General features: G+C 53.0%; 1 pseudogene. It reads left to right on the top strand.

Annotation, left to right across the window (positions count from 1 at the left end):
• Positions 1 to 381 (top strand): annotated as a pseudogene (locus ACRHNM_RS16325) (efflux RND transporter periplasmic adaptor subunit); the annotation flags it as partial.

Below are 381 nucleotides of genomic sequence, written 5' to 3' on the forward strand. Positions count from 1 at the left end.
AATGATATTTCCTTTCTGAAGGAACAGGCCTGGAAGATGGATTTTCAGACCCGCCCGGCAACTGAAAAAGAAATTTATGAGACCCTGCCGACATCCGGTACCTGGCAGGTGGCCCCATCCGATTACCGAACCCTGGTGGCCCCGGCAAATGGTCGCGTAAATTTCAGTCGGTCTTCCCTCACTGAGGGCAGTCCGGTCAGCAAAGGACAGGTCTTGATGACCCTGAGCAGTTCAGGGTTTGCCAGGGAAAACCTGGAAACAGAGATTCAAAAGGCCCGGGCGGAGTTAAATCGCATGGAGTCGGAATATGAGCGCAAGAAAGCTTTGCTGAACTCCCGCATCGTTCCCAGGGCCGAGTTTGAAGCGGTGGAACAAAACTAC

This window comes from Psychroserpens mesophilus (assembly GCF_050617655.1).
Taxonomy (GTDB): domain Bacteria; phylum Bacteroidota; class Bacteroidia; order Flavobacteriales; family Flavobacteriaceae; genus Psychroserpens; species Psychroserpens mesophilus_A.